This window comes from Dactylosporangium sp. NPDC000521 (assembly GCF_042898305.1).
Classification (GTDB): Bacteria; Actinomycetota; Actinomycetes; order Mycobacteriales; family Micromonosporaceae; genus Dactylosporangium.
Map to the genome: position 1 here is coordinate 104,535 of NZ_JBIAYW010000019.1, position 20,868 is coordinate 125,402.

26 protein-coding genes are annotated in these 20,868 nt (G+C 73.1%); 14 read left to right on the plus strand and 12 right to left on the minus strand.

From position 1 onward, the window contains the following. Positions 1 to 199: 199 nt before the first annotated feature. Together ACFY3L_RS41760 and ACFY3L_RS41765 are read left to right on the plus strand one after the other, a co-directional pair. Positions 200 to 1,030 (plus strand): class F sortase, encoded by an 831-nt coding sequence (locus tag ACFY3L_RS41760; RefSeq protein ID WP_389337841.1) that lies wholly within the window; start codon positions 200 to 202, stop codon positions 1,028 to 1,030. A 24-nt stretch (positions 1,031 to 1,054) separates the two neighbouring features. Then, a complete protein-coding gene (locus ACFY3L_RS41765; RefSeq protein WP_389337844.1) occupies positions 1,055 to 1,279 on the plus strand; it encodes a hypothetical protein in 225 nt (74 codons plus the stop codon). A gap of 1 nt (position 1,280) precedes the next feature. On the opposite strand, the gene ACFY3L_RS41770 is transcribed toward ACFY3L_RS41765, so the two are convergent. Together ACFY3L_RS41770 and ACFY3L_RS41775 are read right to left on the minus strand one after the other, a co-directional pair. Further along, positions 1,281 to 2,051, minus strand: coding sequence for an EcsC family protein (locus ACFY3L_RS41770; RefSeq protein ID WP_389337847.1), 771 nt, complete (start codon positions 2,049 to 2,051; stop codon positions 1,281 to 1,283). 339 nt (positions 2,052 to 2,390) lie between these two features. Next, the gene (locus tag ACFY3L_RS41775; RefSeq protein WP_389337850.1) at positions 2,391 to 2,852 is read right to left on the minus strand and encodes a MarR family winged helix-turn-helix transcriptional regulator; all 462 of its coding nucleotides are present in this window, start codon (positions 2,850 to 2,852) and stop codon (positions 2,391 to 2,393) included. A gap of 59 nt (positions 2,853 to 2,911) precedes the next feature. On the opposite strand from ACFY3L_RS41775, the gene ACFY3L_RS41780 reads away from it, so the two are divergent. Together ACFY3L_RS41780 and ACFY3L_RS41785 are read left to right on the plus strand one after the other, a co-directional pair. Next, on the plus strand, positions 2,912 to 4,186 hold the full coding sequence (locus ACFY3L_RS41780) for an FAD-dependent oxidoreductase (protein WP_389338045.1): 1,275 nt from the start codon (positions 2,912 to 2,914) through the stop codon (positions 4,184 to 4,186). Positions 4,187 to 4,228: 42 nt separating this feature from the next. Further along, positions 4,229 to 5,296, plus strand: a complete 1,068-nt coding sequence (locus tag ACFY3L_RS41785) for a serine hydrolase domain-containing protein (RefSeq protein WP_389337853.1) — start codon at positions 4,229 to 4,231, stop codon at positions 5,294 to 5,296. A gap of 60 nt (positions 5,297 to 5,356) precedes the next feature. On the opposite strand, the gene ACFY3L_RS41790 is transcribed toward ACFY3L_RS41785, so the two are convergent. The 3 genes from ACFY3L_RS41790 to ACFY3L_RS41800 are packed head-to-tail and all read right to left on the minus strand — an operon-like array spanning position 5,357 to position 7,728. Further along, positions 5,357 to 6,088, minus strand: coding sequence for an SDR family oxidoreductase (locus tag ACFY3L_RS41790; protein WP_389337856.1), 732 nt, complete (start codon positions 6,086 to 6,088; stop codon positions 5,357 to 5,359). Positions 6,089 to 6,097: 9 nt separating this feature from the next. Next, positions 6,098 to 7,024, minus strand: coding sequence for a glutathione S-transferase family protein (locus ACFY3L_RS41795; RefSeq protein ID WP_389337859.1), 927 nt, complete (start codon positions 7,022 to 7,024; stop codon positions 6,098 to 6,100). Between the two features lie 5 nt (positions 7,025 to 7,029). Further along, on the minus strand, positions 7,030 to 7,728 hold the full coding sequence (locus ACFY3L_RS41800) for an SDR family oxidoreductase (protein WP_389337862.1): 699 nt from the start codon (positions 7,726 to 7,728) through the stop codon (positions 7,030 to 7,032). Between the two features lie 85 nt (positions 7,729 to 7,813). Here ACFY3L_RS41800 and ACFY3L_RS41805 point away from each other — a divergent pair, with 85 nt between their 5' ends. From ACFY3L_RS41805 to ACFY3L_RS41815, 3 genes are read left to right on the plus strand one after another with little or no spacing between them, the layout of a single operon-like run. Continuing rightward, complete coding sequence (locus ACFY3L_RS41805) at positions 7,814 to 8,413, plus strand: TetR/AcrR family transcriptional regulator (RefSeq protein ID WP_389337865.1); 600 nt, start codon at positions 7,814 to 7,816, stop codon at positions 8,411 to 8,413. Further along, positions 8,410 to 8,745, plus strand: coding sequence for a DUF1330 domain-containing protein (locus ACFY3L_RS41810; protein ID WP_389337868.1), 336 nt, complete (start codon positions 8,410 to 8,412; stop codon positions 8,743 to 8,745). The genes ACFY3L_RS41805 and ACFY3L_RS41810 overlap by 4 nt, the downstream gene beginning before the upstream one ends. 30 nt (positions 8,746 to 8,775) lie before the next feature. Next, complete coding sequence (locus ACFY3L_RS41815; protein WP_389338048.1) at positions 8,776 to 9,570, plus strand: SAM-dependent methyltransferase; 795 nt, start codon at positions 8,776 to 8,778, stop codon at positions 9,568 to 9,570. 30 nt (positions 9,571 to 9,600) lie between these two features. Here ACFY3L_RS41815 and ACFY3L_RS41820 read toward each other — a convergent pair whose 3' ends face one another. The 4 genes from ACFY3L_RS41820 to ACFY3L_RS41835 form a co-directional block, all read right to left on the minus strand. Continuing rightward, positions 9,601 to 9,807, minus strand: a complete 207-nt coding sequence (locus ACFY3L_RS41820; protein ID WP_389337871.1) for a hypothetical protein — start codon at positions 9,805 to 9,807, stop codon at positions 9,601 to 9,603. Between the two features lie 412 nt (positions 9,808 to 10,219). Continuing rightward, positions 10,220 to 11,458 (minus strand): Ig-like domain-containing protein, encoded by a 1,239-nt coding sequence (locus ACFY3L_RS41825; protein WP_389337873.1) that lies wholly within the window; start codon positions 11,456 to 11,458, stop codon positions 10,220 to 10,222. An 87-nt stretch (positions 11,459 to 11,545) separates the two neighbouring features. Further along, a complete protein-coding gene (locus ACFY3L_RS41830) occupies positions 11,546 to 11,902 on the minus strand; it encodes a DUF427 domain-containing protein (protein WP_389337876.1) in 357 nt (118 codons plus the stop codon). Continuing rightward, positions 11,899 to 12,477 (minus strand): TetR/AcrR family transcriptional regulator, encoded by a 579-nt coding sequence (locus tag ACFY3L_RS41835; protein WP_389337879.1) that lies wholly within the window; start codon positions 12,475 to 12,477, stop codon positions 11,899 to 11,901. The genes ACFY3L_RS41830 and ACFY3L_RS41835 overlap by 4 nt, the downstream gene beginning before the upstream one ends. A gap of 93 nt (positions 12,478 to 12,570) precedes the next feature. On the opposite strand from ACFY3L_RS41835, the gene ACFY3L_RS41840 reads away from it, so the two are divergent. From ACFY3L_RS41840 to ACFY3L_RS41860, 5 genes are all read left to right on the plus strand, one after another. Further along, on the plus strand, positions 12,571 to 13,773 hold the full coding sequence (locus ACFY3L_RS41840) for an MFS transporter (protein ID WP_389337882.1): 1,203 nt from the start codon (positions 12,571 to 12,573) through the stop codon (positions 13,771 to 13,773). 92 nt (positions 13,774 to 13,865) lie between these two features. Next, positions 13,866 to 14,057, plus strand: a complete 192-nt coding sequence (locus tag ACFY3L_RS41845) for a hypothetical protein (protein ID WP_389337885.1) — start codon at positions 13,866 to 13,868, stop codon at positions 14,055 to 14,057. Positions 14,058 to 14,074: 17 nt separating this feature from the next. After that, positions 14,075 to 14,743: a VOC family protein gene (locus ACFY3L_RS41850; RefSeq protein WP_389337888.1), complete on the plus strand. Its 669-nt coding sequence runs from the start codon at positions 14,075 to 14,077 to the stop codon at positions 14,741 to 14,743. Between the two features lie 68 nt (positions 14,744 to 14,811). Beyond that, positions 14,812 to 15,537 (plus strand): alpha/beta hydrolase, encoded by a 726-nt coding sequence (locus tag ACFY3L_RS41855; RefSeq protein WP_389337891.1) that lies wholly within the window; start codon positions 14,812 to 14,814, stop codon positions 15,535 to 15,537. Next, entirely contained in the window at positions 15,534 to 16,490 is a 957-nt protein-coding gene (locus ACFY3L_RS41860; RefSeq protein ID WP_389337894.1) for a hypothetical protein, read from the plus strand. The genes ACFY3L_RS41855 and ACFY3L_RS41860 overlap by 4 nt, the downstream gene beginning before the upstream one ends. Here the strand turns inward: ACFY3L_RS41860 and ACFY3L_RS41865 are convergent. Both ACFY3L_RS41865 and ACFY3L_RS41870 read right to left on the minus strand, forming a co-directional pair. Then, positions 16,450 to 17,418 (minus strand): NAD-dependent epimerase/dehydratase family protein, encoded by a 969-nt coding sequence (locus ACFY3L_RS41865; protein WP_389337897.1) that lies wholly within the window; start codon positions 17,416 to 17,418, stop codon positions 16,450 to 16,452. The two genes, ACFY3L_RS41860 and ACFY3L_RS41865, sit on opposite strands and share 41 nt — an antisense overlap. Continuing rightward, entirely contained in the window at positions 17,415 to 18,707 is a 1,293-nt protein-coding gene (locus tag ACFY3L_RS41870; protein ID WP_389337900.1) for an enolase C-terminal domain-like protein, read from the minus strand. The genes ACFY3L_RS41865 and ACFY3L_RS41870 overlap by 4 nt, the downstream gene beginning before the upstream one ends. A gap of 63 nt (positions 18,708 to 18,770) precedes the next feature. On the opposite strand from ACFY3L_RS41870, the gene ACFY3L_RS41875 reads away from it, so the two are divergent. Next, the gene (locus ACFY3L_RS41875; protein ID WP_389337903.1) at positions 18,771 to 19,670 is read left to right on the plus strand and encodes an ROK family protein; all 900 of its coding nucleotides are present in this window, start codon (positions 18,771 to 18,773) and stop codon (positions 19,668 to 19,670) included. On the opposite strand, the gene ACFY3L_RS41880 is transcribed toward ACFY3L_RS41875, so the two are convergent. Then, positions 19,661 to 20,209: a DUF4291 domain-containing protein gene (locus ACFY3L_RS41880; RefSeq protein ID WP_389337906.1), complete on the minus strand. Its 549-nt coding sequence runs from the start codon at positions 20,207 to 20,209 to the stop codon at positions 19,661 to 19,663. The two genes, ACFY3L_RS41875 and ACFY3L_RS41880, sit on opposite strands and share 10 nt — an antisense overlap. Before the next feature lie 30 nt (positions 20,210 to 20,239). Here ACFY3L_RS41880 and ACFY3L_RS41885 point away from each other — a divergent pair, with 30 nt between their 5' ends. Beyond that, positions 20,240 to 20,569: a MazG nucleotide pyrophosphohydrolase domain-containing protein gene (locus tag ACFY3L_RS41885; RefSeq protein ID WP_389337909.1), complete on the plus strand. Its 330-nt coding sequence runs from the start codon at positions 20,240 to 20,242 to the stop codon at positions 20,567 to 20,569. Positions 20,570 to 20,868 lie beyond the last annotated feature (299 nt).

Here is a 20,868-nt window from a genome sequence, read left to right on the forward strand (position 1 = left end):
GGACGAGGCGAGAGAAGGCCCCGCCACGCAGGACGGGACGGAGGGGAACCTTGCCGCGCAGCCCCGGATAAGTCCGGGCGCAGCCGCCGGACTTATCCGAAATTTCGTATCTGTCGTTAAGGCGGCGATCGGGAGTGGCGCTGCGGGGCGGGGTGGGGTTGGGCTGGTTGTCAGGCGTGGGTGGGAGCGGTGGTCGGCGGTGGAGGCTCGGCGGCGGCGGCGAGTCCTCGACGTCGTGACCGCCGTCTGTGCCGTCGCCGGGCTCACGCTCGTGATCGTGGGGGCCGCGCCGGCGGAGGAGCCGCGGCGCGCCGAGCAGGCCGCCGCGGCCGATCAGGAAGTGATCGGGCCGCCAGGGCCTAGCCTGTCCGTCCGAGCGACGACGGTCGCCGGCGCCGCGCCCGGTCCCGCGGCCGGCTCCACCACCGGCACCCCGTCCGGCTCCACCATCACCGGCACCGCGGCCGGGACAGAGCCCGGGGCAGGGGCTGGGCAAGGGGCCGGAGCAGGAGCTGGGGCAGGTGGGGGCGGCACGATCGAGCCCGCGGGCGGGGCGGTGGTGGGGATGGGGTTCTCGGTGCCCGTACACCTGGAGATTCCGGCGATCGGGGTCAGCACGGCGCTGATGGAGCTCGGGCTCAATCCTGACGGGACGATCGAGGTGCCGCCGCTGCGGGCCAAGGCGCCGGCGGGGTGGTACCGGCAGCTCGCCGCGCCCGGGGAGGTCGGGCCGGCGGTGGTCCTCGGGCACGTCGACACGAGAAGCGACGGGCCGGCGGTGTTCTACCAGCTGCGGGAGCTGCGGCCGGGCGACGAGGTCAGCGTGCGCAGGGCCGACGGGCGGACGGCGGTGTTCGGGGTGGACCGGGTCGAGGAGTACGCGAAGGCGCAGTTCCCGTCCGACGAGGTCTACGGTGCGGTCGACCGGCCGGCGCTGCGGCTGATCACGTGCGGTGGGACGTTCGATCGGTTGCGGCGGTCGTACCGTGGCAACGTCGTCGTCTTTGCGACGCTGCGCCGGGCCGGGTGAGGACGTGACCGTAGGGTCTGCAGGATGTTCGCGACGATGTTCGTGGCCGCGCTCATCGCGGTGGTCTACTGCCTGCTGATCGCCCGGGTCCTGGTGGTGGCCAGGGCCGAGCGCCGGGAGCGGCCGCTCGACGTGGAGAGCGCGGCGGCGCGGGGGCTGCTGGACGGCACGGTGACCAGGGCCGCGTACCGCGCGACGATGGAGTCCGTCGCGCGGCAGGCGGGGCACCTGATCAGGGTGCCGGAGTGAGTCAGCCCCGCTTCGGGGCGGGCGGCAGCTGCATCGGCGGGCGTTGCATCGGCAGCGCCGGCCGGCCGTAGAGCTCGATCGCCTTCTTCGCGAGTGCCTTCGTCGCGCCCGCGTTGGCGAAGCTGCCGAGGATGATGGCGGCGCCGGGGACGATCTTCGCGAAGAGCCGCTTCGCGGCCTTGACGCCGGCCATCTGGGCGAGCTTGAGGCCGAGGGTCAGCAGCATCTGGTTGATCGGCCGGCGCTTGTCCGGCAGCAGCGCCCCGATGCCCTCCCGGCCGCGCGCGACCTGCAGCGCGGTGCGGGCCGTCTGCGTGTACTTGTGCACCCCCTGCAGCACGAGCAGCTCGGTGGCGCGCTCGGGGTCGGCCGGGTCGTGCCCGTACGCGACGGCGATGAGCAGCACCATCTTCGCCTGCGTCCAGGCCAGCACGCCGACGTCGAGCACCGCCCCGGCCAGCCCCACGGCGCCGGAGACCGCCCCGGAGAGCCGGGCGTGGTTGGTGTACCGGTAGGCCACCATGCTCGCGATGGCCTCCGGCGGGGCGCCCGGGTTCTGGGCGCGCAGCTTCTGCAGCTCGAGGACCATCTTCGGCCCGATCCTGGTGACGGCCTCGAGCGCGAGGTGCTCCGGCGCGTACTCGGGGTCGGCCCGCATCTTCTGCCACAGCCCCGGCGACGGCCCGTCATCGACACCGTCGGGCGACGGCTGCGAGGGCTGCGGCCCGGGGCCCTCGTCGCCGGGCACCCACGGCGGACCCGGATCGACCATCGGCGCCCGCGGCGGCCCGCCGTCGTCGACCCCCGCAGCAGCCCCGGCGAAAGGCGCGGCAAAAGGCGCAGGACCAGCGGAAGGCCCGGCGAAAGGCGCGGAACCAGCGGAAGGCCCGGCAGAAGGCACAGGACCAGCGGAAGGCCCGGCGAACGGCTCACCGGAAGACGCGGCAGTGGACGCCCAAAGCGGAGCAGGCGGAGCGGCTTGCGAGGCGCCGTCGGCGTGGTCAGGGTTCTGCGGCGGCACGTCGGTCACACGAAGACTGTAGGAGATCCACGCAAACAGCGCGCGGACCGATATCCGACCCCCAGAAGCCGCGGCCCGCCGGCCCGCGACTCAATCCGCGAGCCGCGCCGCGTGCCGGTGCTGCTGTTCGGTGGCGAACGACACGAACTCGATCATGTGGCGCAGCGTCGCGTCGTCGTACCGGGCGAGGTGGGCCTTCCCCTCCGCCACGATCGGGCCGTAGATCTCCGCGACGACCCGGTGCGCGTGCGGCGTCGGGTGGACGGTGACCCGGCGGCGGTCGGCGGAGTCACGCTCGCGGGTCACGTACCCGGCGCGCTCCAGGCGGTCGATCGCCGTCGTCACGCCGCCCGTGGTGAGCCCGGCGGCCGCCGCGAGCTCCCCCGGGCTGAGCGGCGCCGGCGCGAACAGCAGCTCCAGGCAGCGCATGTCGGTCCGGTTGAGGCCGAGCCGGTCGGCGACGCGCTGGTCGAGCACGTCGATGGCGCGCTGGTACGCCTGCATGACCTGCCCCAGCTCGGCGAGCAGCTCCGCGCGTGCGGTCGTTCCCACTTGTCGATCGTACGGGACCCCTCGTACGCTAAGACACTAGAAAATCTAGCTACTAGACAATCAAGGAGAACTCCGTGCGTGTGATCGTGATCGGCGGCGGTACCGGCGGCATGTGCCTCGCGCACGGCCTCCGGCGGGCAGGGGTGGACGTGCGGGTCTTCGAGCGCCACCGGACGCGGACCGACGGGCTGCACGGCTACCGGGTCGGCATCGACCCCGACGGCAGCCGGGCGCTGAAGGCGTGCCTGCCCCCGGACGTGTACGACCTGTTCGTCCGCACCTGCGCGCGGCCCCCGGAGACGTTCGCGTTCCTGGACGAGCGGCTGCGCCGGACGCTCACCGTGCCGCTGCGTACACCCACCGACGACGTCAACGACGAGAAGTCCGTCAGCCGGATGACGCTGCGGCAGGTCCTCTACACGGGCATGACCGACGTCGTCCGCTTCGGCAGCGACTTCACCCACTACAAGCAGACTGAAACCGAAGTCACGGCGTATTTCGCGGACGGCAGCGAAGTCACCGGTGACCTGCTCGTCGGCGCCGACGGGACCAACTCGCGGGTGCGGGCCCAGAAGCTGCCGCACGCCCGCGTCGAGGACTCCGGCATCGTGGCGATCGGCGGGAAGGTGCCGCTCACCGGCGAGACGCGGGCGCTGCTGCCCGAGGGCGTGTTCCCCGGCATCGGCCTGGTGCTCGCCCCGCGGGGCATGGCCTGCATCCTGCACGTCATGGAGTTCCCGTGGGGCACCGGCGGCGGCTCGCCCCTGCCCGGCGACCCGACCGGCGATCACATCAACTGGGGCGTCTCCGCGCACCGCGACCGCTTCCCGGCGGACGTCACCGGCTTCGACGGCCCGCGGCTGGTCGCGCAGACCCTCGCCATGACCCCGCGGTGGAGCCCGGCCCTGCGGCGGCTCTTCACGCTCACCGACCCCACCACCTGCTTCCCGATCAGCGTCCGCACGTCGGTGCCGGTGCCGGCGTGGCCGACCGACCGCGTCACGCTCCTCGGCGACGCCATCCACACCATGACCCCCGGCCAGGGCGTCGGCGCCAACACCGCGCTGCGCGACGCCCACAACCTCGTGCGGGCACTCACCTCCGGGAGCCGTTCGCCGCAGGTGTACGAGCGGCAGATGCTCGGCTACGGCTTCGCCGCCGTGGCCGCCTCGAAGGCCCGCACCGGCGGCGACCAGCTGGTCCACCGGCCGGTGATCGGGCGGCTGGCCCTGGCGGGCCAGCGGGCGTTCCTGCGGACCACCGACCGGGTCCCGGCGCTGAAGCGGAGGTTCGAGGCTTCGCTGTACACCTCCCGCGGCGGCGACCGGGAGTAAATCCCCGGCGCGCGTCCCCAGGGCCCCGGTAGGGTGCGGCGCGTGACAGAGCGCGGGACAGACATGGTGCGGGGCAGCGTCGCCCCCGGGTTCGAGCCGGTCCGCGCGGCGTTCGAGGAGCTGTTCGCCTCGGGCGCGGAGACCGGCGCGTCGGTCGCGGCCTACGCGGGCGGCACCCTCGTCGTCGACCTGTGGGGCGGCTGGGCCGACGCGGCGCGGACGCGCCCGTGGGAGCCCGGCACGCTGTCGACCGTGTTCTCCGCCGGCAAGCCGGTCGCCGCGATGGCCGTGCTGCGCAGGATCGCCGACGGCAGGATCGACCTGGACGCGCCGATCGCCTCGTACTGGACGGCGTTCCCCCACCAGACCGCCACGGTCCGCCACGCCCTGTCCCACCAGGCGGGCCTGCCTGCGGCGGCGGTCTCGGAGGTCGCGGAGATCCTGGACAGCGCCCGCTTCGCGGCGGCGATCGCGGCCACGCCGCTGGAGTGGGAGCCGGGGACCGCGTTCGGGGAGCACGCCCTCACGTACGGCACCATCCTCGGCGAGATCCTCCTCGGCGCCACCGGCGAGACGGTCGGTGAGGTGGTGCGCACCTTCGGCGTGGACGTCCACTTCGGGCTGTCCGCCGCGGACGCCGCCCGCTGCGCCGAGGTCGAGCACGCCACCCCCGACTGGCCCGAGCGCCAGCTGACCGGCCACGGCGAGCTCTGGTCCCGCGCCCTCGGCCCGGTCGAGCTGCTCGCCACCGAGGTCGTCAACGGCCCGCTCTGGCGCACCGGTGAGCTCCCCGCCGTCAACTGCCACGCGACCGCCCGCGGCCTCGCCGCCCTCTACGAGGCCCTGCCCCGCCTGCTGCCCGCCCCGCTGCTCGCCGAGGCGCTCGCCCCCCAGGCGGTCGGCGTCGACCGGCTGCTGGAGGAGGACGCGACCTGGACCCTCGGCTGGCGCCGCGACGGCGCCTGGTTCGGCATGGGCGGCATCGGCGGCTCCTCCGCCGGCCACGACGAAGCGCTCGGCTACAGCCTCGCGTACGTCACCCGCCGCCTCGGCGACCACGACCGCGGCGACACCATGTACGACACCCTCGAGGCCGCCCTCCGCGCATGACCCCACCGCCGGACCAGCACCGGACCCCTCGGCGGGATCCGGGGCGTGCGGCGGCCGGGGTCAGCGGCCGCCGGCCACTCGCAGCGTCGCGCCGGTGGTGTACGAGGCGGCGTCGCTGAGCAGCCAGGCGATCGCCTCGGCGACCTCGGCGGGCTCGCCGGGGCGGCCGAGCGGCAGGTTCGGGCCGGCCTTCTCGGCGCGGTCCGGGTCGCCCGCGACGGCGTGCATCTCGGTGCGGATGATGCCGGGGGCGACGCCGTTGACGCGGACGCCGGCCGGGCCGAGCTCCTTCGACAGGCCGAGGGTCAGCGTGTCGAGGGCCGCCTTGGTGGCGGCGTAGTGGATGTACTCGCCGGGGCTGCCCAGGGTGGCGGCGCCCGAGGAGACGTTGACGATGGCGCCGCCGCGGGGCAGGACGCGGGCGGCCTCACGGGCGCACAGGAAGGCGCCGATGAAGTTGACGTCGACGACGTGGCGCAGGTCGGCGGTGCGCAGGTCGGCGAACGGGCCCATCGGGGACGTGACGGCGGCGTTGTTCACCAGGCCGGTGACGGGGCCGAGCTCGGCGGCGGCCGTCGCGAAGAGCCGGACCACGTCCTCCTCCACCGACGTGTCGACCTGCACGGCGACCGCGTGACCGCCCGCGGCCGCCACGGCCGCGACGACCGAATCGGCCGAGGAGGCCGATCGCTGGTATCCGACGGCGACCCGGTGCCCGTCCGCGGCGAGCCGGACGGCGGTCGCCGCGCCGATGCCCCGGCTGCCGCCCGTGATGATCGTGATCTTCTCCATGCGCGGAGCCTAGGCGAGCGCGGCCCGGTCGTGGGGCAGCTGCCAGCCGGACAGGTCAGGGCCGAGGGGCACGACGCCCGACGGGTTGATGTCGCGGTGGACCTCGTAGTAGTGGCGCTTGATGTGGTCGAAGTCCACCGTGTCGCCGAAGCCCGGGGTCTGGAACAGGTCGCGCGCGTAGTCCCACAGGACCGGCAGCTCGGTGAGCTTGTTCCGGTTGCACTTGAAGTGGCCGTGGTAGACCGCGTCGAACCTGACCAGCGTGGTGAACAGGCGGATGTCGGCCTCCGTGATCTGGCCGCCGACGAGGTACCGCCGGGTCGACAGCCGCTCCGACAGCCAGTCCAGCCGCGCGAACAGCCGCTCGTAGGCGGCCTCGTATGCCTCCTGGGTGCCGGCGAACCCGGCCCGGTACACGCCGTTGTTGACGTCCTTGAAGACCAGCGCGTTGACCTCGTCGATCTCGTCGCGCAGGGCCGGCGGGTACAGCTGCGGCGAACCCGGCCGGTGCAACTCCGCCCACTCCGTGGAGAGGTCCAGGGTGAGCTGCGCGTAGTCGTTGGTGACGACCTGCCCGGTGGTGACGTCGACGACGCACGGCACGGTGATGCCGCGCTCGTAGCCGGGGAAGCGGGCGAAGTACGCGTCCTGGATGCGCTCGATGCCGAGCACCGGGTCGCGCCCGCCCGGGTCGAGGTCGAAGGTCCAGCTGCGCGCGTCGTGCGTCGGGCCGCAGACGCCCATCGAGAGGACGTCCTGCAGCCCGAGCAGCTCCCGTACGATGATCGCCCGGCTCGCCCACGGGCAGGCCCGGCTCACCACCAGCCGGTAGCGGCCGGGCTCGACCGGGTAGCCGTCCCGGCCGTCGGCGGTGATGCGGGTGGTGATGTAGTTCTGGTCCCGCTTGAACTCGCCCGTCGACCGGTATGCACCCATGCGACCTATGCTGCCACTCGCGCGTACCGCTCACCCGGCTCAGCGGTCAGGGACTGCTTCGCGCCGCGGGACGTGTCGTCGGCGAGGACCTCGTCGCGGTCCTGCTCGATCGCGTCGAAGACCTGGACGGCTACCGCGCCGGGGCTGACCTTCGGGACGTCGAACGACGCGGTCATGTCGGTGTCGACGTAGCCGACGTGCAGGCCCGTCACGCCGATCCCCTGCGGCGCGAGCTCCAGGCGCAGCGCGTCGCTGGCGGACCACAGGGCGGCCTTGGTCGCGCTGTACGACCCGCCGAGCGCCACCCATGACAGCGCCGAGTGCACGTTGACGATCCGGCCACCGCCGTTGGCGAGCAGCTGCGGCACGAAGGCCCGCGTGACGTTGAGCGGGCCGTAGAAGTTCGTCTCGAACTCGCGCCGGACGTCCGCCAGGTCGCCGGTGACGTAGCTGGCCCCGACGTAGATGCCGGCGTTGTTGATCAGGACCGTGACGTCGCCGGCACGCTCGGCCGCCCGCCGCACCGACTCGGGGTCGGTCACGTCGAGGGCCACCGCCTCCACCCCCGGCGCGGTCACCGTACGCGGGTCGCGGGCCGCGGCGTACACCTTCCGCACGCCCCGCGTCCGCGCCTGCGCCACGAGGGCCTCGCCGATGCCCCGGTTGCCGCCCGTCACCAGCACCACTGCCTGCTTGAGATCCATGTCAGCACTCCTTCCGCAGCAGCCGAAAACCGATCGGTTTCCGGCCTCGATGGCAACGATAAACCGATCGGTTTACGATCGGGGTGTGACCTCTCCGACACGGGACCGCCTCTTGCTTGCCGCCGCCGACCTGTTCTATGCGGAGGGCGTCGGCGCGGTCGGCGTCGAGCGCCTGTGCCAGACCGCGGGCGTGTCGAAGCGGTCGATGTACCAGCTGTTCGCCACCAAGGACGACCTGGTCGCCGAGGCCCTGCGGGTGCACGGCCCCGCCACGGTTGCACGCTACTTCGCTCCCGAGGACGCCCGGCTCACTCCTCGGGAGCGGATCCTGCACGTGTTCACGACGCTGGAGGAGCAGGCGGGCTCCCCTGGCTTCCACGGTTGCCCGTTCGCCAACACGACGATCGAGCTGCACGACGCGTCGCACCAGGCCAGCCGCGTCGCGCTGGCGTTCAAGGAGCAGCTGGAGGGGTACTTCCAGCGCCAGGCCGCCCTGCTCGGCGCCCGCGACCCGGAGCTGCTCGGCACGCAGTTGCTGATGCTCTTCGACGGCGCCTCGGTCCGCGCCGTCATGCGCGGCGCGGCGATCGGCGACGTCGCCAGTCGCACCGCGGCGATGATGCTGGACATGACGTCCGAGGTAATCGACCCGCCTACCTCCGGCGGGCGAGAATCTGGGGCATGACGGCTTACGCGCTCGCCCACCTGCACACCCCGACGACCAACGAGGACGTCCTGACCTACCTGGAGCGTATCCAGGGGACCCTGGACCCGTTCGGCGGCACGTTCATCGTCCACGGCCCCGACGTCGAGGTCCGCGAGGGCGACTGGCCCGGCACGGTCGTGATCATCGCCTTCCCCTCGCTGGACGCCGCCCGCTCGTGGTACGACTCGCCCGCCTACCAGGAGATCCTGCCGCTGCGCACGGATCACATCGCCGGCTCCGCGATCCTCTTCGACGGCGTGCGCCCCGGCCACGATCCCGCGAAGATGGCCGCCGCGATCCGGGCTTCCTGACAGCGGGCGTATACAGTTTGGCGCGTGTCCATGGACCGGATCGACACCAGCGTCGCCCACCCCGCGCGGCGGTACAACTACTGGCTCGGCGGCAAGGACCACTTCGCCGCCGACCGAGCCTCGGGCGACGCGATCGCCGCGGCCTGGCCGAGCGCGCCGATCGCGGCCCGGGAGAACCGGCACTTCCTCGGCCGCGCGGTCCGGTTCCTGGCCGGCGAGGCGGGCATCCGGCAGTTCCTGGACATCGGCACCGGCCTGCCGACCGCCGGCAACACGCACGAGGTCGCCCAGGCGGTCGACCCCACGGCCCGGGTCGTCTACGTCGACAACGACCCGATGGTCATGGTCCACGCCAGGGCGCTGCTGACCAGCGCCCCCGAGGGCCGGACCGCCTACCTGGAGGCGGACCTGCGCGACCCGGGCCGCATCCTCGCCCACCCCGACCTGCGGGCGACGCTGGACTTCACGCGGCCGGTCGGCCTGATGCTCGTCGCGGTCCTGCACTTCATCCACGGCGAGGGCGCCGGCGCGCCGATCGTGCGGGAGCTGCTCGCCGCCCTGCCCGCGGGCAGTTACCTCGTCGCCAGCAACGCGACGAAGGACTTCCTCCCGCCGCAGATCGCGCAGGTGTACGACCGGATGCTCGCGGCGGGCCAGACCGACATCTGGCCCCGCACCGGTGCCGAGTTCGGCGCGCTGTTCGAAGGGCTGACGCTGGTCGACCCGGGCGTCGTCGCGGTGCACGAGTGGCGCCCCGACACCGCACCGGACCCGGCGCTGACGCCCGCGGACGTGTCCGTCTACGGAGCCGTCGGCAGGCTGTAGCTCCCGGCGTGCGCGGGTTCAGCGCTCTGTTCAGCGCTCACGGAGGCTGTCCACGTCGGCACCGTGGTCGAGCAGGAACCGCACGGCCCGGTCGAGGTCGGCCTGCCGGAGCACGAGCGCCCCGACCCGCGTCTTCCGGGCGTCCTGGGCCCCGCGGTCGTACACGTCGACGCCACGCGCCCGCACCTCCAACCGCCACCGCCCGTCATCGGTGACCAGCACCCGCATCCCCCGCACCGCATGATTCTGGTGCCGCGACGCCCCGACTTGCCGCCTAAATCGCAAAAATCGGATTTGTCCGGCGAGGGTCGCACAGATGAGGCGTGAGTGAGGGCCGGACAGAGAGGAGCGGGTGAGGGTCGGGCAGATGAGGCGCGGTGGGCGCAGCCCAGACCAGGCAGGGTGACACCGGGCAGAGAGGCGCGGGTGAGAGCCGCACAGATGAGGCGCGGCGGGCGCAGCCCAGACCAGGCAGGGTGACACCGGGCAGAGAGGCGCGGGTGAGGGCCGCACGGATGAGGCGCGGCGGGCGCAGCCCAGATCAGGCGGACAGAGACCGGCCCGAAGCGGCACCGACGATGATCCGGGAGAGTCTGTGCACCCCGGCGGGTGCGAGGTCGGCCGGATCATCGGCGGCGAAGTGCGTGGGTCACCACTGGGCGTAGGGGATGTTCCAGTCGCCGAGGCCGTCGGTGAGGGGCAGGTTCTTGGGGGTGTTGCGGACCTCGACGACGTCGCCGACGTCGAAGGTGTCGTAGAACCACTTGGCGTGGTCGGGGGCCACGTTGATGCAGCCGTGGGAGGTGTTCTCCTTGCCGTGCTTGGGGATGTTCCAGTCGGCGAGGTGGACGTACTCCCCCGAGAGCGAGATGCGGCACGCCAGCCGGATCTTCTCCTCGTAGTAGTTCGGGTCGCTCTTGTTGGTCACGCCGTAGCTGGCGGAGCTCATGGTGACCACGGGTTCCTTGGTCATGAGGACGTGGACGCCGCTGGCGGTCAGGTAGTCGATCTTCTCGCCCTTGGAGCCGATGGTGCCCTTGCCGCCCTTGCCCATGCTGCAGGGGATCCGGCGGACCATCTGGCCGTCGATGTAGCACTCCATCTGCTTGGTGTTGGAGTCGGCGATGGCGATGCGCGACTTGCCGATGGAGAAGTTGGCGGAGGCGTTGGCGCCGCCGTAGACGCCGTTGCCGATGTCGACGCCGAGGAGGTTGGCGCTGACCTTCACGGTGGTGCCGGGGGCCCAGTACTTCTCGGGGCGCCAGTGGGCGCTCTGCGCGCTCACCCAGTGCCACTTGCCCTCGACCTCGGGCGAGGTCGTCACCTTCATGGCCTGCTCGACGGCGTCCTTGTTGGTGACGGCCTTGTTGAAGAAGACGATGACGGGCTGGCCGACGCCGTACGTGTTGCCGTTCTTCAGCGCGAGCATCGGGTTGGCCTGGAACGTGATGCCCACCGTGCTGGCGGGCTTCAGCGTGGTGAACGTCGCGGTCTGGTTGACGGCGGCGCCGGCCGTATCGGCACCGGTGACCGTGACGGTGTAGGTCTGGCCGTACGCGAGGGCGCCCGTCGACTGCCAGCCGTGCTTGTCCTCGGCGAGCGTGCCGGCCAGGGTCTTGCCGCCCGCGGCGACCGTGACGGTGTCGAGCGTGCCGTTCTCGATCGCGACGGTGACCGGGCTCGACGGCGCGACGTCCTTGCTGTCGGCGGCGGGCGTGATGGTGACCTTGGCCGGTTGGGCGCCGCCGCCGCCACCGCCCCCGCCGCCCGCGTCGCCGGTCGCACCGGCGGCCGCGCCGGTCTTCTTCGGCGTGTCGGAGCACCCCGCCAGCACCGCGGCGGTCGCGACCCCCGCACCCGTAACCAGCACCTTGCGACGACTCAGCATGTCTCGTCCCTCCCCGCCCGCGAACGCTACCCACACGAAGACGTCCCGCAAAACCCTTCGCGTTGCATTCGACAGTGAGGAAGGCGTCTACTCCACGGTCAGCTCGACCTGGTTCGGGTAGAAGGCGACCCGCTTCGCGATCGGCGCGACGGCCGGATAGGGCGTCTCGTAGGTCCAGATGACGTTGGTCAGCTCCCGGTCGGGGGTGACGACGCTGTAGTACGACGCGTCGCCCTTGAACGGGCAGTGGGTCTGGTGCTCGGTGCGCCGCAGCAGCGACTGGTCCACGTCGTCCAGCGGCAGGTAGTACACCGGCGGGTAGGTCGACTCCTGCAGGGTGAGCGCGTCGGTGGTGTCGGCGACGGTGACGCCGTCGACGCGGACCGTCACCCGGCGGCCGGTCGGCGTGACGGTGATCGGGTGGCTCGCATCGGGAATCTTCATGGTCCCGACCCTAGCTCGGCGTCAGGCGCGGCGCGGCCCGTCGCGAGCAGCCGGTCGACGTACCGCTCGGCGAGGCTGGGACCTTCGGTGAGCGTCCAGGGCAGGAAGATCACGCGGTAGATGATCGGCGCGATGACCAGGTCGATGAGGTCGTCGGCGGCGAACGGCGCGCCGGACCGCGAGGCGAGGACGACGGCCTCGGCCCGGCGGTTGCGCAGGCAGTCGGACTCGGTCTTGCCGGCGGAGGCGGCCCCGCCGCGCAGCAGGGCGGCGTTGACGGGCTTGGCGTAGTGCTCGACGATCTCGCCGGCCCAGGCGACGAGGTCGGCCCGCAGCTCGCCGGTGTCGGGCAGCGGGCGGGCGGGGTCCAGCCGGTAGGTGGCGATGTCGTTGAGCATCGTCGCCAGGTCGCCCCACCGCCGGTAGATCGAGGTCGGGTTGACGCCGGCCCGTTCGGCGATCAGCGGGATGGTGACCCGCTCGGCGCCACGCTCCCGGACGAGGTCCTCGACCGCGGTCCTGACCTGCGCGAGCACGGCGGCGCTGCGCCCGCCGGTCCGCTTGCCCGTCGACATGTGACGCTCCTAACGCAACGATATTTGCTTTAACTGGCACACAAGCGCGTAGCTTCAGCCTAACGCAATGAAATTTGCTTTAGGGGGTGCGCCATGACCACCGCGCTGGCCAGACCGTTCACACTGCCCGCCGGCGTCGCGTTCGCCGGCACGGGTCTCGCGTTCTCGTCGCTCTACCTGGCGGCCGGCGCGCCGACGCCGCTGCTCGTGCTGTTCGAGCGGGAGTGGGGCTTCGCGCCGTGGGTGCTCACCGTCGCGTTCGCCGCCTACGCGCTGGGGCTGCTCGCGTCGCTGCTCGTCGCCGGCTCGCTGTCCGACCACGTCGGCCGCCGCCCCGTGCTGGTCGGCGCGCTCAGCGTCGAGGTCGTCGCGATGCTCATGTTCGTGTTCGCGCCGGACATCGGCTGGGTCATCGCCGCCCGCGTCGTGCAGGGCGTCGCGACCGGCGCGGCCAGCAGCGCGTTCACCGCCGCGCTCGTCGAGCTGGCGCCGCCGCACCGCAAGCGCCTCGGCACGGTCGTCGCCGGCGCGGCACCCGCCGGCGGGCTCGGCCTCGGGGCGCTGCTGACCGGCACGGCCGTGCAGTTCACCGGCTCGGCGAACCTCATCGTCTTCGGCACGCTCGCCGTCATCATGGTGCTCGGCACGCTCACCGCCGCACTGTCCGGCGAGACCGTGGCCCGCCGCGCCGGGGCGCTCGGCTCGCTCAGGCCGCGGGTGACGGTGCCCCGGGCGGCCCGCCGCGAGTTCGGCGCCGCGATCCCCGTGCACCTGGCCAGCTGGATGTTCGCCGGGCTGTTCATGGGCCTCGCCCCGACGATCGTCCGCGACATCTTCCACCTCGACAGCGGCCTGCTCAACGGCGCGACCGCGTTCCTGCCGCCCGCGGCGGCCGCCACCGCCGGCTACCTCCTGGGCCGGCTGCACCCGCGCCGCACGATCCTGCTCGGCGGCACCGCCGTCCTACTCGGCGCCGCGATCGTGCTCACCGGCATCGTCGCCGTCGTGCTGCCGCTCGTCTGGATCGGCGGGATCGTCGGGGGTGCCGGGTTCGGGGCCACGTTCTCCGGGGCGCTGCGGGCCGTCGGCCCGCTCGCCGAGCCGCACCAGCGGGCCGGCCTGTTCGCGGCCGTGTTCATCGTCGCCTACCTGTCCTTCGGCGTGCCGGCGATCGTCGCCGGGCAGCTCGTCGCCCCGCTCGGACTGCTCACCACGGTCCTGCTGTACGGCACCGCGATCCTCACCGCCGCGGCGGCGGGCCTGCTCACCCAGTGGGGGCTGACCCGGGCCGGATGACCCGGGCCGGATGATCGGCACGGAACCTCTTCAGGGTGGGGTGGCGGTGCCGATGTGGACACGACCAGCCCGGCGAGCAGAGGAGACACAGCGTGGACGTCGGTTCGATCGCATCGTCCATCACCTGGAGCGTCCCGGCCGCCGGCCGTGGCGTCGACCCCGCCACCGCCCAGGCACAGGTCAACGCGCAGGCCGACACCCTCAGCGCGCTCATGGGCACCAGGCACAACACCGCGATCGCCGCCGGCCTCTCCGACGGCAAGGGGGTCGACATCTACCTGTAGGGACTAGATTCGGTCGAATGAACCGGCAGGAAATCAGTGACGCCGTCATCGACGTCGGATGGCGGTACATCCTCGGCACGATCATGACCATGGTGCCCGTCGGATCGGTCGGGCAGGCCGCCGAGGTCGCGGCCAGGTGCACCGCGGTGGCCGGCGACGACGCCGACCGGCACCTGTGGCTCGACCTGCGCGCCGACCACGTCCTGCTCACCCTCCAGACCCTCGGCGAGGCCACCGTCACGGCTCGTGACATCGAGCTGGCCCGGGCGCTCACCGGGTCGCTGCGGGAGATCGGCCTCGGCACCGTGCCCTCGACCGGCCGGGCCGCGCAGCTCATCGAGGTCGCCGTCGACGCGATGAACATCCAGGCGGTCCGCCCGTTCTGGAAGGCCGTGCTCGGCTACGAGGACGAGGCCGGCGGCGAGGGCGACCTCGGCGCGCCCGTCGTCGACCCGCACCGCCTCGGGCCCGCCGTCTGGTTCCAGCAGATGGACAAGCCGCGGGTCGAGCGCAACCGCATCCACCTCGACATCAGCGTCCCGCACGACGCGGCGGCCGACCGCATCGCCGCTGCCCTCGCCGCCGGCGGCGTCCTCGTGTCGGCGGCCGCGGCGCCCGCGTACTGGATCCTCGCCGACATCGAGGGCAACGAGGTCTGCATCACCACCTGGCAGGGCCGCGACTGATGACCGACGTCGCCGCGTTGCGCAGGGGCGGGGCCGAGCGCGCCGCATCGCGTCCGCCCGGTCCGCCGATGCCGGTGGCGGACGGCACCATCCATGGTGTCGGGATCCGCCGGTACGAGCAGCGCGGCGACGACACGATCGTCTTCGCCCACGGTGGCGGCTTCGTCCTCGGCGACCTCGAGACCCACGACGCGTTCGCCCGGCGGATCGCCGACGCCACCGGCCGGACGGTCGTCGCCGTGGACTACCGGCGGGCGCCGGAGCACCCGTTCCCGGCGGCGCTCGACGATGTGCTCACGGTGCTGGACGCCGTGCTCGACAGCCGGCCGGACGGCAGGGTGGCGCTCGCCGGCGACTCCGCCGGCGGGTTCCTCGCGATCCTGGCGGCCCTGGCCCGGCGCGACCGGGTCGACGGGCAGCTGCTCGTGTGCCCGGTCGCGGAGGTCACGCTCCCCGGCACCAGCCGCAGCGTGGCCGAGAAGGGCACCGGCTTCGGCCTCGACGTCGCGGAGCTGCGGGAGTGGATCGGCTGGTGGGCGCCCGGGAAGGCGCCGGACCCGCGCTCCGAGGACCTCACCGGCATGCCACCGGCGCTCGTCGTCACCTGCGAGCACGACCCGCTCCGCGACGGCGGCGACCAGTACGCGCGGCGCCTCCGACAGGCCGGGGTGCCGGTCGTACACCGGACGGAGCCCGGACTCGAGCACAACTTCGCCCAGTCGGTGCACCAGTCCCCCGCCTGCGCCGAGGCCGACGCCCGCTGGCTGGGCGACGCGGCCCGGATCCTGCGGTGAGCCGGACCGAGCGGCACGAGCGGGTGTCCTCGCGGCTGGCGCTGCTCAGCGACGCCGCGGTGGCGGCGATGCTGGACGACGCGCGGCCGGACGCGGTCGGCATCGGCGGGCACACGGCGACGCTCGACGTCGGCGGGGTGTCCGTGTTCGTCAAGCAGGTGCCGGTCACCGAACTGGACCTGGCGCACCCGCACTCCACCGCGAACCTGTTCGGGCTGCCGATGTACTGCCAGTACGGGGTCGGCTCGACCGGCTTCGGCGTGTGGCGGGAGCTCGCCGCGCACCGCGTCACGACCGGGTGGGTGCTCGCCGGCCGGCACCCGGCGTTCCCGCTGCTGCACCACTGGCGGATCCTGCCGGCGGCCTTCGCCTGGGAACGCGTCGACATCGAGGAGCGGGTCGCCTACTGGGGTGGCGCGCCGTCGGTGCGGCAGCGGCTGACACAGCTCCAGGAGGCCCCGGCGCGGCTGGTGCTCTTCCTCGAGCACCTCCCCCAGACCGTCCACGAACTCCTCAGAGACCGGCCGGAAGCGGCGCCCGGCGTCGACGTGTGGCTGCGGGACGCGATCGCGTTCATGAACGGCGCCGGGCTCTGGCACTTCGACGGGCACTTCAACAACATCCTGACCGACGGCCGGCAAGTGTACCTCGCGGACTACGGCCTGGCCCTGCACGAGGGCTTCGAGCTGACCGCTCCCGAGCGCGCCTGGCTGCGCGGGCACGCCGACTACGACCTGCGGTACACGACCGGGCACCTGGCCACCTGGCTGGCGGAGGAGTTCCGCGGCGACGCGGACCGCGCCGCCGTGCTCCGCGGCGAGGCGCCGTTCCTGGGCCCGCCCGCCGCCGCTTCGGTGATGCGCCGATACGCGGACCGGGCCCTCGTCACAAACGCGTTCTTCCACGCGCTGGTCACCGGGGCGAAGACGACGCCGTACCCCGTGATGGCGTGAACCCGAGCAGCCGCGTCGCGGCGCCGGTGTCGATCGGTACGCGGCGGCCCGGGATCGGGGTCCGGACCGGCACGCCCGGGTGGTGGGCGGCGATCAGCTCCTCGGTCGGCGTGTCGCAGAACGTCTCCGGCGCGGCGAGGAAGCACCGGTGGAACCCCGTCAGCGGCACCGTCGCGGCCAGCCACGCTGCCTCGGCGGCGTCGTCGACGTGCAGGTACGCCCACGAGTTCCGGGCGCCCTTCGCCGGGTCGGCGCGCACGTCGGCGGCCGCCTTCGCGAGCCGGTCGGTGTCGCCGGTGAACGGGAACCGCAGCGCGACGACGTCCATGCCGTCGCGGCGGTGGAACATCTCGCCGGTCAGCTCGTCGACGAGCTTCGACAGCGCGTACGGGTCCTCGATCCGCGGCGGGGCGGCCTCGTCCAGCGGGTAGTACGGCGGGTGCAGGTCGTGCGGCGAGAACGGCATCCCGAGCAGCGCGTAGCTGCTGGCCAGGACGGCCCGGCGGACCCCGCGGCGGGCGGCCTCGTCGAGCACCACGAAGGTGGCCCGGGTGTTGCCGCCGAACACCTCCAGGCCGGTGCCGAGGGTGGGCGCGGGGATCGCGGCCAGGTGGATGACGGCGTCGACCGGTCCCTCGAACGCCGCCGCGACGACGTCCGGGTCCCCGGCCGATCCGATGACCACGTCGACGCGGCCGCCGCCCCCGTTGCGCGCCTCTGGGGCGCCGGCCGTAACGGCGCCGGAGCGGCCGCCGCCGTCGACCCCGGTACGTGCGTCCGGGGCGCTGGCGGTACCGACGCGGGAAACGACGTCAGGAAAGGTGACGGGCTCCAGGGACAGGGCCACGACGTCCGCGCCGGCGGTGCGCAGACGGGCGACCGTGGCGCGGCCGATGTTGCCCCCGGCGCCCGTGACGACGATCCTCACGGTGCCTCCAGCGAGCCGTCCGGGCGGCGGACGACCGCGGCCCACCGGTCGAAGAGGAACTTCGTCGGCGGGTACTTCGCCGCCTCGGCCTCGTCGACGTCCACGCCCCAGCCGGGCCGGTCCGACGGGTACATGTAGCCCTTGATCACGTCGGGGCAGCCGGGGAAGACGTCGTGGGTGGCCTCGTTGTACTCGTGCGACTCCTGGAACCCGAACGCGTGGCTGGAGATGTCGACCGCGAGGTTCGCCGCGACGCCGACCGGGGACACGTCCGCCGGGGAGTGGAACGCGGTCCGCACCCCGCACAGCTCGGCGAGCGCCGCCAGCTTCCGCGTCGGGGTGAGCCCGCCGACCGCGGACGTGTGCAGGCGGATGAGGTCGACGCCGCCGTCACGGATCAGCCGGGCCGCGTCGGCGACCGAGCTCACCTGCTCCCCGACGGCCAGGGGCACGGGCGACGCGGCGCGGATCTCGGGCAGCCGGTCGTAGAGCTCCGACGGGATCGGGTCCTCCAGGAACGACAGCCCGTAGGGCTCCAGGGCCCGCGCCAGGACGACGGCCTGCTTCGGGGAGAGGCGGCTGTGGACGTCGTGCATGAGGTTGACGCCCGTGCCGAGCCGCTCGCGGGCCGCCGCGAACAGCGACGGGGTGCCCCGCAGGTAGCGCTCCGGGTCCCAGCCGTCCGGGTTCGGCGAGTCCGGGTAGTGGCCGCCCGTCCCCGCGTGGCCGTAGCTGCCGAGGCCGGGCTCCGCCCGTTGGAGGCGGATGCAGCGGTACCCGAGGGCGATCAGCCGCTCCGCCTCGTCCAGGACCTCGCCGGTGTCCGCGCCGGACGCGTGCGTGTAGACCTCGACGCCGCCGCGGACCCGCCCGCCGAGCAGTTCGTGCACCGGCAGCCCGGCCCGCTTCCCGGCGATGTCCCACAGTGCCTGGTCCAGGCCCGACAGGGCGTTGTTGAGGACCGGCCCGTTGCGCCAGTACGACGAGAAGTGCACCGTGCGGGTGATGTCCTCGATGTCGGCCGGGTGCCGCCCGACGGCCAGGGGGCCGACGTGCTCGCTGACCGCCGCCGCCACCGCCGCGTACCGCTGGGTGAAGGTCGCGCAGCCCAGCCCGTACAGCCCCGGCTCCGTCGTCTCGACCTTGACGACGACCAGCGGCAGGCCCTCGGGCGCCGTGACGATCGGCCGGACCCTGGTGATCCGGAGGCCGTCGCGGGCCGGCCACGGCGGCACGGACTCCGGCAGGCCACCGTCCGGCCCGAGCAACCGGTTCGGGTCGTGGTCCACGGCTTCCCCCTTCGGCGGTGGTCGCTCATGATCCGTCGATCATGGGTGCGCTAACGTTACGCCGTGCACTTGCCCTCTTCCGACGCCGACACCCGGCCGATCTGGGTCCTCGAGGTCGGGGGCAGCCACGTCACCGCCGCCGGCGTGCTGCTGGACGACCGGCAAGTGATCCAGCGGCAGCGCCACCCGCTCGACCCGAGCCTGTCTGCCGACGGCATCGTCGACGCCCTCGCCCGCGCCGCGAAGCTCCTCGACCCGCAGGCCGGCGACCGCTGGGCGATCGCGATGCCGGGCCCGTTCGACTACCGCACCGGCGTGTCCCTGCACGAGGGCGTCGGCAAGTTCGACAGCCTGCACGGCCTGGACCTGCGGGCCGCCCTCGCGCACGCCATCCCGGCCGCGGCCGACGCCTTCACGTTCGTCAACGACGCCGACGCGTTCCTGCTCGGCGAGTGGGTCGACGGCGCCGCCAAGGGCGCGTCCCGCTGCGTCGCCATCACCCTCGGCACCGGGATCGGCTCCGCGTGGCTCGCCGACGGCAGCGTCGTCACCACCGGCCCGACCGTCCCGCCCGACGGCGAGGTGCACTTCTGCACCATCGACGGGGTCGAGCTGGAGGACGTCGTCTCCGACCGCGCGCTCATCCGGGCGTACCGCGACGCCACCGGCATCGACGTGGACGGCATGCGGGGCCTGGCCGTCCGCGCCCGGGAGCTGGACGCCGCCGCCCAGACCGTCATCGACACCGCGTTCGGCGCCCTCGGCCTGCTGCTGACGGAGTGGCTCACCCGCTTCGACGCCGAGGTGGTCGTCTTCGGCGGCTCGATGACCGGCGCCTGGGACCTGATCGAGCCGGCGCTCGCCCTCACCCTCCCGGCCCGGCCGGTGTCGGACACGGAGCACGCCGCCCTGATCGGCGCCGCCTGGGCCGCCGCCCACCCTTCCGCCGCCGTCTACGGGTAGGCCCTTTCCGGCGGTAGCAGCGCGGCGGCCTCGTCCAGGGCGCGGGCCTCGACCAGGGCGTGGATCTCGTGGGCCAGCGGCGTGACGTCGCGGATGCCGACGGTCCAGTCGTCCACGTACCGGTGGACCGCGGCGCCGCTCAGGCCGAGCTGCAGCGAGCGGTGCTCCAACGGCCGCAGGTGCAGGTCGCGCTCCGGGTCCCACTGGACGCGGACGGGGCTCGTGCGCAGGGCCCGCGACCAGGCCTCGCGGCTCTCGTGGACGCCCGGCACGTAGTGGCTGAGGCAGGCCTCCGAGACGGCCTCGTCGAACCCGGCGCGGCGCAGCCGGACCGCCAGGACGTGCTCCTGGCCCTCCTTGGTGGCCCAGCCGCTGCGGTACATCATCCACAGGAACGACGGCTTGACCCACGTCATCCGGTCCCGCTTGAACGGCGCCACGAACCGCTGCGCGTCCAGGGCCGGCAGCGCGATCGCGGGGCTGTATGCCTGGTAGACGGTGATCGTGTCAGCGTCGAAGACGGCGCGGATCTCGTGCATCACGGACGACGGTAGAGGTTAGGGTGCGGTGTGTCATTCGCATTGAACGACCTGCCCGCGACCGCAGCGGACGTCGCCGCCCACCTGGAGGCGGCCGGCTTCACGGAGTCGGCGCAGCTGCGGCAGACCCTGGCCCTCGCCGAGGAGGTCGGCGAGTTCGTCGGCGCCGTCCGCCGCCACGCCGGGATGGCCCGCCGCTCAGGCCCGTTCAGCGCCGTCGAGGAGGAGCTCGCCGACGTGGTGCTGACCGCGTTCGTCACCGCCCACACCATGGGCATCGACCTCCGCCAGGCTCTCGAGAACAAGCTGGCCGTCGTCTACTCCCGCGGCTGGAAAGACCCCACCAACCCCGCTCCGTGATCCCGAACGACTCCAGTAGCTCCGGCTACCAAAAACCATTCAGGATCACGGAAAGCCCAGCCCCGCCACCGCAGCAGGTGCACCGAATCCGACGCGCACGCAAAGCCCCAGCCAGACCCAGCAATGCGAATCGCGGCGCCGGCAGCGTTTCCGTGATCCCGTGCGATTCCAGTAGCCAGGACTACCAAAACCATTCGGGATCACGGAAAGCCCAGCACCGGCCACGCGTAGGGCAAGCACCGTATCCGGCGCGCACGCAAAGCCCCAGCCAGCAAGGCGAAGTGCAGCGGCCGGCCGCG